Genomic DNA, 9975 nt, shown 5'->3' with positions numbered 1-9975 from the left:
GTTGTTCTCTGTCGTTTTCTGGTTGGTTCCATTCGGTGGCTGGTTAGTCTCTTACGCCGCCTGGTTGGTTCCATACGCTGGAACAATGGGGTGATCAGTGGAAGTGGGGATGGGTTCATCAGATGACGTGCATGCACAAAGTGGAAAGCTATTGCACCCCATCGGTACAGCGTTTGTCGTTGGCGCTTCTACCAACAGCAAGAAAGTGGAATGGCATACAACGGAAGCGCTTTTTTTATAACTTCGTCGCAGCCGCCTAAACAAAAAACCGTCTTAACACCGATGACCCACAAAACCTGCCTGAACTGTGACAAAGAATTAACGGATCAATTTTGCGCGGGTTGCGGGCAAAAAGCCGATACACACCGCATCTCCTTTAAGCATTTCATTTTCCACGACGTGCTGCACGGCACCTTCCACATTGAAAGGGGCATGCTGTTTACCGCGACACAGGCGTTGACGCGCCCCGGAAAGGCAGCATTGGATTACATCGCGGGAAAACGGAAGCGTTTTTACAACGTGTTTTACCTGATCCTGATCCTGTTTGGAGTCATCCTGTTTTTGAAGCATTTCTACCATGAACTGGCGATTGCCCAGGGCGGGCATTTTGAGGAAGCTCCTTTTAGCGATGCTGCCAGCCGAAAGATGGACGACATCATGTCGCAGAAAAGCAAGATTATCGTATTGCTGTTTGTCCCGTTGGCGGCATTGAACAGTTTCCTGTTGTTTCGGAAAAAGCGGCTGAACCTCAGCGAACATTGTATCATTGCGGGTATGATGCTGCTCGGCATTATGTCGTTGTCTGCGATCGGCCACATCGTTTTTTACCTTTACCTGCTTACGGACAGCGATATGGTTGCCGATATCGTTGATTTCGGCACGCCGTCATTGATTGTGCTGTATGTGGGTTACGGATATTACAATGCTTTTGCGGCAACGTATTCCAGGGTGGGCGTTGTGGCCAGGATCATCTTGTTTTTTGCGTTGCTGTGCCTGGAGGCGGTTGCCCTGCTCTTGCTGCTGATTGGGTTTGTCACCGACTGGAAGTTTGGCACGGTTCATTTTTCGCCGTTTTCTTAAACAGTGCAGGAAAAATACTGAAGTGAACATGGCGCAGTCGGGTAGATGAATCGTTTTTTTGAATAACTTCGTTGTTACCGTATCGTTGCCTGAAAAGGTGCTGCACCATTGCTTAAACCAAAAACAATAAACCATGAAACACGAAAACCTGTCTGCCTTAAGCGACGACGCGCTGCAGCAGAAATTAAAGTCGATTAAAAACAAGAAAATAACCGACGGGGTGCTGATTGGATTTGCCTTTGGGATATCCGTTTACGGCGCGGCAAAAGGGCACTGGGGTTTGTTTACGTTCTTTCCTTTGATGATGGCGTTTATTGTAATCCGAAACGCGGCGGACACGAAACTCCTTGAGAGTGAAATCCTGAAGGAGCTGGACGCGCGGAAAGTGAAATAGTGCCGTTAAAACAAAGCCTGAAGAGTTCTTCTACAACTGTCTGAATTCCCTCTTAGATTAAAAAATGAAAATATCCTTTACCCTATTGTTTGTGCTGATGGCATGGACTGGTTTCTGCCAGGTCGAGGCCTGTGAGGAGTTTGACCTGTCCGAGGGTGAAATCAGCATGCAGATGGGCGCCGGTACGCCGCAAGCCTTTATTGCGCTGTCGCGGCGCGTTGGCGAGGCCACCGATGAGCGGAAGATCGTGTTCACCACGAATGTGCCCAAATGCAACAGCTTAAAGGGTATTTATGTCCGGCTTTCGAACTATGATATTCTGGGTTTCGAAGCATACCATCTTTTGTGCGAAGACCTGCCGGGCGGTGGGTATGCGCTGTCGGGGAGCATTGCCCTGACTGATGACCTGTATGACACCCTTTCGAAATACGAGATTGTTGAATTCAATCTTGGCGGCGTGGGCGTTTTGGTGCATCTGGAGTACTACGACGAATTCCGGTCGATGCTGGCCTGCCTGCACGAGGCGAAGTAGCTGCTGAAAGTCGGAAAAAAAATAAAAACAGGCTATTACAATATGTAATAAAATTCTTTATTTTTGGAAAAACAAAATCTTTAAAGATATGGCAGTAACTCCACAAGACGCGGCAACCATTTTTGACATCATCATTCCTGAGCATTTAGCACAGTTTCCAGATAAAGCGAACGAATTAGGCGGCGTCTATCAACTTAACATACATGATGATTACAGTCAATCTGGTGGCGAATGGACTCTTGACTGCGTATCCTACCCCCCTACCTGCCTGCGCGGCACTGTTGACCATGCCAATTGTACCATTGCGATCAATCATGAGGATTTTATGAACATCATCAGGAATAGAGATGACGCAATGCAGGAGTATTTCTTAGGTAAATTGCGTTTATTCGGAAGTGACGGGGAGCTTGCTCGATTTAACGATTTTCTCAATATTGTACGACCCGAATCCTGATTGAAATTTGTGTTGATCCTACATGGACCGCATCTTTTATTGACGTGATGTTTCATATGCATTTTTGTGACTGCACGTGGTGCGGATAATGGGCCGATTTACGCTTTGGGATCAGCATCGTCCATATCCTTTGCATTGCGCATCCGAATTAACTTTGGACCTGATACAAAAAAATCCCCTCATCACTGAAGGGATTTTCATTTTATGAATGCGGAAGATTATCTTGACAAGTACATCTTCCTTCTTGAGTACAATTCGTAGAACTGGTCGTCCTTCAAATCGTCGATAAACAAAATGCTTTCTCCGGTAGATTTCATTTCGGGCCCGAGTGCTTTGTTTACATTCGGGAATTTGCTAAAAGAAAACACCGGCTGTTTGATCGCGAAGCCTTTCAATTGTGGATTAAAGGTAAAATCTGTGACTTTATTCACACCCAGCATCACTTTGGTAGCGTAGTTTACATAAGGTTCACCATATGCTTTTGCAATGAATGGAACCGTACGGGACGCCCTCGGATTGGCTTCAATGATGTACACCGTATCGTCTTTGATAGCAAATTGGATGTTGATCAAACCGACCGTCCTTAGCGCCAAAGCGATTTTCTTCGTATGGTCCTTGATCTGCTGCATGACGAATTCGCCGAGATTGAATGGTGGCAAGGTCGCATTCGAATCACCCGAGTGGATGCCGCAGGGTTCGATATGTTCCATGATGCCGATGATGTAGACGTTCTCACCATCGCAGATCGCATCGGCTTCCGCTTCGATCGCGCCATCAAGGTAATGATCGAGGAGTAATTTATTTCCGGGAATATTTTTCAGCAGATCGATCACATGTTCCTCAAGTTCCTGTTTGTTGATGACGATTTTCATCCCCTGGCCTCCCAATACATAGGAAGGGCGTACGAGCAATGGAAAATCAAGCACATCAGCCAGCGCCGAAGCCTGATCGGCATTTTCAGCGACACCAAACTGCGGGAACGGAATCTTTAATTCGGTTAACAACTCTGAAAAACGTCCGCGGTCTTCCGCGAGATCCAGTGCATCGAACGAGGTTCCGAGAATCTTTATACCGTATTTGGATAACTTTTCAGCAAGCTTCAGCGCGGTCTGTCCGCCAAGCTGAACGACAACGCCTTCTGGTTTTTCATGACGGATGATATCGTAAATGTGTTCCCAGAAAACCGGTTCGAAGTACAATTTATCGGCGGTATCAAAATCGGTGGAAACGGTTTCAGGGTTGCAATTGATCATGATGGTTTCGTAACCGCATTCTTTTGCTGCCAATACGCCGTGTACGCAGGAATAGTCAAATTCGATGCCCTGCCCGATGCGGTTTGGCCCTGATCCTAATACGACGACTTTCTTCCGGTCGGAAACGATGCTTTCATTGGAAACGTATCTCTTCCCGTCAGCAGTTTCGATTTCTGCTTCAAAAGTGGAGTAATAATATGGGGTCTGCGCTTTAAATTCTGCAGCACAGGTATCCACGAGTTTGTACACGCGGTTCACGCCCATTTCCTCACGCAGTTTATACACCTGGCTTTCGAGGCAGCCCATCATGTGTGCGATCTGGCGGTCCCCGTAGCCTTTCTGTTTGGCTTCGAGCAACAATTCTTTAGGAAGCGTATCAATTTTATAAGTGGCGATTTCTCTTTCGAGCAAATGCAGTTCTTCGTATTGCTTTAGGAACCACATATCAATTTTGGTGATTTCGTGGATGCGGCTCAGCGGAATACCCATGGCAATGGCATCGTAAATTACAAACACACGGTCCCAGCTGGCGAAAGTCAGTTTTTCGATAATCTGTTCGTAGTTCTTATAGCCTTTTCCATCGGCACCGATTCCGTTCCTTTTGATCTCAAGCGATTGTGTGGCCTTGTGCAGCGCTTCCTGAAACGATCGGCCAATGCCCATCACCTCTCCTACTGACTTCATCTGAAGTCCCAAAGTCCTGTCGGCGCCTTCAAATTTATCGAAGTTCCAGCGTGGGATTTTGACGATTACGTAATCCAAAGTGGGTTCAAAAAGTGCTGAAGTCGATTTGGTGATTTGGTTTTGGAGTTCATCCAAATGATACCCGAGCGCTAACTTCGACGCAATCTTTGCAATCGGATAGCCTGTGGCTTTTGACGCCAGTGCTGACGACCTCGATACCCTTGGGTTGATTTCAATGGCCACGATATCTTCCTTTTCATCCGGTGAAACGGCAAACTGCACGTTACATCCGCCTGCGAAATTCCCGATCGAACGCATCATCAGGATGGCCATATCGCGCATCTTCTGGAAGGTGGTGTCAGATAGCGTCATCGCCGGAGCGACGGTAATCGAGTCGCCGGTGTGGATTCCCATCGGGTCCATGTTCTCAATGGAACAGATGATTACAACATTGTCATTCTTATCGCGGAGTAATTCCAATTCATATTCTTTCCAACCCAATAAAGCCTTGTCAATCAGCACTTCATGAATGGGAGAGGCTTCGAGTCCGCGTGTCAGCAAATCATCAAAATCTTCTTTTCTATGTACGAACGCGGCCCCGGTTCCGCCGAGTGTAAACGATGGGCGGATGACGAGTGGAAAACCGAATTCCTGCGCGATCTCTTTTCCTTTCAGAAAGGAGGTTGCTGTCTTTGCGGGCGCGGTGGGTACGTTGATGCGTTCGAGCAGCTGTTTAAACTGTTCGCGGTCTTCCGTAATATTGATGGCGTTGATGTCCACACCGATAAGCCTGATGCCGAAGTCTTCCCAAATTCCCTTTTCATCAGCTTCAAGACAAAGGTTCAGGGCGGTTTGCCCTCCCATCGTTGGTAAAACAGCGTCTATTTGCGGATGCTCTTTCAGAATCTGGACGATGGATTTGGTGGTCAGCGGCAGCAGGTAAACGTGATCGGCCATGGAAGGGTCGGTCATGATGGTTGCCGGATTCGAATTGATCAGGATGACTTCTATCCCTTCTTCGCGGATGGAGCGTGCGGATTGTGATCCCGCATAATCGAATTCGCAGGCCTGCCCGATGACGATGGGACCGGACCCAATTATCAGGACGGATTTGATGGAGTTGTCTTTTGGCATGTGTAGTTAGTTCAATTATAGTTGGTTATTGTTGTTGTGCGTAATAGTGTCCCCGAAGGCCCCTGGCTAATTTCTTGTTCCTGTTTTGGTCAAAGAGAAACATGTTCCAGAACCACATGGTTTGTCGCAGTTCGATACGGAATTCCCGCGTTGTAATCTTACCGTCGCGATTCTCTTCAAAACTGAAAACTTCACCGTCCTCCATATGAATGGGCAGTTGTCCCAGCGTTACAAACAGCGCGGTGACCGCCCCGGTACCGCAACTGGGGCCAAGCCTACCGATGGAGGGCTGGGCCAGCGTTATTTTTAACGGCGTCGTGGCGTCGTCTGTCAGTTCAAAAATCTCGGATTTGCGCAGGATTTTGTATTGCTTTTTAAGACTGTCCTTGTTAACGACATAAGCTTTTTCACGTTCCGACTTTATTTTCACATGGCGGTACTCCCGGGGCATGACCTGCCATGAATTGCAGGAAGTGGCCAACACCGACAGGAGCAAAAGCGTCAGGAAAAATAATTTCTGTTTCATTTCAGAACAGCGGATTAAAGGTTTAAAAGTTCCATATTTAACGGAGCGCTTAGCCCTGATGGAAGCGGCATCCTTTTATTTTTTTCTTTAAAAAATAAAAGATACAGCGGACAGCAGGAAAATGCTCCTGATCAAAAGCCTGCGAGGTCTTTCGCATTTCGACTTTTCACTTTCGACTAAAACGTAATGACAAGGTATAAAAAAAGGCGATACTAATTGAAGTAACGCCTTGATGATGTTTTTGTCAAACATTATTTTTTGTGTCTTGGTTCGCTGGAAACAGTCAGTTTATGTCTTCCTTTGGCCCTACGACGAGCAAGCACTTTTCTTCCATTTGCAGAAGCCATTCTGTCCATAAATCCGTGCTTATTTCTTCTTTTTCTTTTCGATGGTTGAAACGTTCTTTTGCTCATTGCTTGATATCTTTAAAATCTTATTTATTCTCTTTAGGTAGGCTTATTGCAAAACCGAGTGCAAATATACAAACTCTTTTTTTTCTGGCAAGTGGTTTTGAAAAAATATTTTTAATTGATTTTACTATCTTTGCAGCCTTAAAAAACCTAAGATGTACAACAAAAATATAAAATTGATTCTTGCTGCCGCTATCATTGGCACAGGAGTTTGGCAATTTATTGAAGGTGAAATCGGAAACGGGATTTTCCTGCTTCTTTTATCCCTCATTTTTATCTTCCTATATTATAAGAACGAATTTATCCTGCTCGCGTTCCTGAAATTAAGGAAACAGGATTTTCCGGGAGCACAGCAGTGGCTTTCCAAGATCCGGAATCCACAGACAGCATTGGTCAGGAAACAACAGGGTTATTACGAGTACCTGCATGGGTTGATGGTTTCGCAAACGAATTTATTGCAGGCCGAGAAGCACTTCAAAAAAGCGATCGAACTGGGATTGTCAATGGATACAGACCTTGCGATTGCAAAACTGAATCTTGCCGGTGTAGCCATGAGCAGAAGGAGAAAACTTGAAGCAACAAACTTAATGAACGAGGCAAAGAAGCTCGACAAGCAGGGATTGCTGAAGGACCAGCTCAAAATGATGAAAGAACAATTGAAGCGAATTTAGCCATTCATTATCAACATTATAGCAAGCCGTTCTCGATGAACGGCTTTTTTTATAGGTGAAATGCGTATTTTTACCATAAAATTGTTGTCGGTAAATATTTTTTAATACTTTTGAATGGTAAATCTTAAAAGATTAACTATTGAAATGAAAAATACTTTGCTTTTTATGACAATAATCTTTATTTCCGGCTATGCGTTTGCGCAGGAGCCCGAAAAGACTTTTACTGTCGCTGTGAAGCAAAATATCAAGAGATACAATGCTTTAAGCAACAGGGCTTATGAAAAAGGCGACGTTGAGCACGGACAATTTCTATTTGATACGCTGGTCAACAACCAATTGGTTGGTACCAAATTTGAGGACTATACCTTAAAAAAAATAAGCGGTGGAAAGCTGAAGCTCAGCACCATCAAAAAGCCCATTCTGTTACAAACCTATTCCTCCTGGTGTGTACTGAATAAAGGTGAAATTCCCGCTTTAAACAAACTAGCCCGAAAGTACTACAAGGACTTAAAAATAGTCGTGGTGTTTTGGGACAGGAAACAAGCGGCGAAAAGCCTGGCTTCGCAATTCAACAGCAATATCGAAGTGTGCTATGCGAATGAGAATTACAAAAAAGACGAGTCGGTTGTCGCAACACTTAAATATGCTATCGGTTTCCTGACCTCGTATTACCTCGATGAAAATCTAAAGGTAGTCTCAATAAAAAAGGGAGCCCCGGCACAGACGCCTAAGAAAACCCCGATAAAGGAGGCCATTAAGGTTAATTACGACATTTATAACGAGAGCCTTTCTGACCTGCTTCTTAAATCGGACAGCCGTAAAGAAACGCTGGCCACACATTAATCATTTTCCAAACAACATTTTCCCGGCGACAACGAGTAATACTACACCAAATACCTTTTTCAAAGTCTTTTGATCAATATTGATGGCTACTTTACTTCCAAAATAACTCCCGATGATAAAGCAGAGCGAAATAATGATCGCATATTTCCATTCGATCTGCCCTGCTTTGTGGTAGTTGATTACGGCTAAAAAAGCAATTGGGGGAAGCATCACCGCAAGACTTGTTCCCTGCGCCTGTTGCTGAGTGAGGCCTATTATCAGCAACATGGGAACAATAATGATTCCGCCCCCAATACCGATAAGCCCGCTGAGCATCCCGGCCACCAGGCCGATGCAAACTAAAATCAGAATAATACCTACACTCATCTTTTTCATGATTTAATAACCGGTAGTCGGGATTTCAATTATGTATTTCTTTTTTGCGGCGTTGAGCAACTTCCTGTCGCGCAGCCACGGGTTGTGGATTTTAAGGATTTTGTAATTGATCCCCTGTTCCAACGCAAATGCGGCAAGATCTGTAATGGTCGTATCTACTTCGAGTTTTCGTGTCGGAATGTTGCTGTAAAGATCCTGCGGCGCGATGGTAAAGCCGTACATTTCGGGATTCTTCATAATTTCCTTTAAAGCCAGTATCCTGAACACATACCTTGACGTTTCGTCATTTAACAGCAAATCATAATAATTGGATACTTTTTGCAATTCGATTTGCTTGTTTACACCTGTCATCCCGCCATTATAAGATGCCGCTGCCAAAGTCCATGATCCGAACTTATTTTTGGCATCTAACAAATATTTGCAGGCCGCTTCCGTGGATTTCTCCAGGTGATACCGTTCATCCACGATCTCGTTCACTTCCATACCGCGTTCCTTTGCCGTTTCAGGCATAAACTGCCAAACGCCACGCGCACCGGCAGGAGAAACCGCATTCACGAGACCGCTCTCAATGACAGCGAGGTACTTAAAGTCATCGGGCACACCATACTTATTCAGTATTGGTTCAATCACCGGAAAAGCGCGGTTTGCTCTTTTAATAATCAATAAAGTGGTGGCATCGAGGTTTGCGTTTACCAATAGTTCACGTTCAAAACGTTCCCTCACGTCAGTAATATTCAGCGGTGTCCTTTCTCCCGAAAAATCGACATCGGCCGGAATGTACTGTGCCGTGCCCTTGTGGGTTTGTATGTCAATCTTCTCCTTTGGAATTCCATATATAAAAATGCCGCTGGTCGCGATCAGCGCAGCAAACATAACTATTTTGTGACTCTTCTTCATAATATTTGTCTTATTTGTAAACCTACGAAAAACTGTTTGCTCTAAGGCGCTAATCATTGATAATTTTCGGAAGATTCTCATTCAACCAACGAAATTTGTTTAGAATCATAATGTGCGTTCCGCCTTTTACGACTATTGGGTCCGTAATGTATTTTATCGGAAAAACGTCATCAGCATCACCATGGATGTGTATTACCCGACCATCCGGCTCGCACCTGTCCCATAAAATCACATTTTCTACTGCCCATTCCAAATAACGTTTATCGCGAACAGACAGGAATTTTTCATACAATTTCAACCGTTGGTTGACCCGGCTTCCAAAAGAAAATTTAGCAAGCTTTTCTACATTAATTAATAAATCCATCGGAATTAATTTATATGCTTTGGTCGCTTTGGCCACCTTAAAACGGCGCGGGAATTCGGTGTTGCATTTCACACTGGAAATGATGATTACTTTTTTTGCATCAAGAAACGCCGCCATTTCCTGTACCAATATACCCCCAAAAGAAACCCCAATTAAAACCGGGTCTTTACGGGTTACTTTTTCAGCAATCCTTTTGGCATAATCCTTCAGGGTTTCGTTCTCAAGCGGAATTTCCCATTCCAGCAATATCATTTCAAACGCGTCTTCGGGAAGTGAAATCCGTTCAAATATCGATGGACTGGCAGCCAATCCGGGCATAAAATAGACGGGTATTTTGCTCATCAAAATGTTTTAACGC

The 9975-nt window shown here is 44.8% G+C and carries 12 protein-coding genes; 6 read left to right on the top strand and 6 right to left on the bottom strand.

The annotated features are described in order from the left end of the window. The first annotated feature begins 282 nt into the window (after positions 1-282). The 4 genes from CFE23_RS01625 (at position 283) to CFE23_RS01610 (ending at position 2460) form a co-directional block, all read left to right on the top strand. Entirely contained in the window at positions 283-1080 is a 798-nt protein-coding gene (locus CFE23_RS01625; RefSeq protein WP_291083048.1) for a DUF3667 domain-containing protein, read from the top strand. Positions 1081-1213: 133 nt separating this feature from the next. After that, positions 1214-1474, top strand: coding sequence for a hypothetical protein (locus tag CFE23_RS01620; RefSeq protein WP_291083045.1), 261 nt, complete (start codon positions 1214-1216; stop codon positions 1472-1474). 64 nt (positions 1475-1538) lie between these two features. Next, positions 1539-2006, top strand: a complete 468-nt coding sequence (locus tag CFE23_RS01615; protein WP_291083043.1) for a hypothetical protein — start codon at positions 1539-1541, stop codon at positions 2004-2006. A gap of 88 nt (positions 2007-2094) precedes the next feature. Beyond that, positions 2095-2460, top strand: coding sequence for an SCP2 sterol-binding domain-containing protein (locus CFE23_RS01610; RefSeq protein WP_291083040.1), 366 nt, complete (start codon positions 2095-2097; stop codon positions 2458-2460). 218 nt (positions 2461-2678) lie between these two features. On the opposite strand, the gene carB is transcribed toward CFE23_RS01610, so the two are convergent. The 3 genes from carB to rpmH form a co-directional block, all read right to left on the bottom strand. After that, positions 2679-5531, bottom strand: a complete 2853-nt coding sequence (gene carB, locus CFE23_RS01605; protein ID WP_291083037.1) for a carbamoyl-phosphate synthase large subunit — start codon at positions 5529-5531, stop codon at positions 2679-2681. Positions 5532-5556: 25 nt separating this feature from the next. Continuing rightward, positions 5557-6057 carry a hypothetical protein gene (locus CFE23_RS01600; RefSeq protein ID WP_291083034.1) on the bottom strand — a complete coding sequence of 167 codons (501 nt, stop codon included), beginning with the start codon at positions 6055-6057 and terminating at the stop codon, positions 5557-5559. Positions 6058-6308: 251 nt separating this feature from the next. After that, a complete protein-coding gene (gene rpmH / locus CFE23_RS01595) occupies positions 6309-6470 on the bottom strand; it encodes a 50S ribosomal protein L34 (protein WP_008464848.1) in 162 nt (53 codons plus the stop codon). 152 nt (positions 6471-6622) lie between these two features. Between rpmH and CFE23_RS01590 the strand changes: the two genes are divergently transcribed. Next, positions 6623-7138 (top strand): DUF2892 domain-containing protein, encoded by a 516-nt coding sequence (locus CFE23_RS01590; RefSeq protein ID WP_291083031.1) that lies wholly within the window; start codon positions 6623-6625, stop codon positions 7136-7138. 165 nt (positions 7139-7303) lie between these two features. After that, complete coding sequence (locus CFE23_RS01585; RefSeq protein WP_291083028.1) at positions 7304-7981, top strand: redoxin domain-containing protein; 678 nt, start codon at positions 7304-7306, stop codon at positions 7979-7981. Here the strand turns inward: CFE23_RS01585 and CFE23_RS01580 are convergent, their stop codons facing one another. The 3 genes from CFE23_RS01580 to CFE23_RS01570 are packed head-to-tail and all read right to left on the bottom strand — an operon-like array spanning position 7982 to position 9959. Further along, positions 7982-8356: a sulfite exporter TauE/SafE family protein gene (locus CFE23_RS01580; protein ID WP_363331541.1), complete on the bottom strand. Its 375-nt coding sequence runs from the start codon at positions 8354-8356 to the stop codon at positions 7982-7984. It abuts the gene before it with no gap. 3 nt (positions 8357-8359) lie between these two features. Beyond that, positions 8360-9253 carry a lytic transglycosylase domain-containing protein gene (locus tag CFE23_RS01575; protein ID WP_291083025.1) on the bottom strand — a complete coding sequence of 298 codons (894 nt, stop codon included), beginning with the start codon at positions 9251-9253 and terminating at the stop codon, positions 8360-8362. A 49-nt stretch (positions 9254-9302) separates the two neighbouring features. Next, positions 9303-9959 carry an alpha/beta hydrolase gene (locus CFE23_RS01570; RefSeq protein WP_291083022.1) on the bottom strand — a complete coding sequence of 219 codons (657 nt, stop codon included), beginning with the start codon at positions 9957-9959 and terminating at the stop codon, positions 9303-9305. Between the last annotated feature and the right edge of the window lie 16 nt (positions 9960-9975).

It is taken from the genome of Flavobacterium sp. BFFFF1 (assembly GCF_002256285.1).
GTDB lineage: Bacteria > Bacteroidota > Bacteroidia > Flavobacteriales > Flavobacteriaceae > Flavobacterium.
This window is presented reverse-complemented; position numbering and strand designations above follow the sequence as displayed.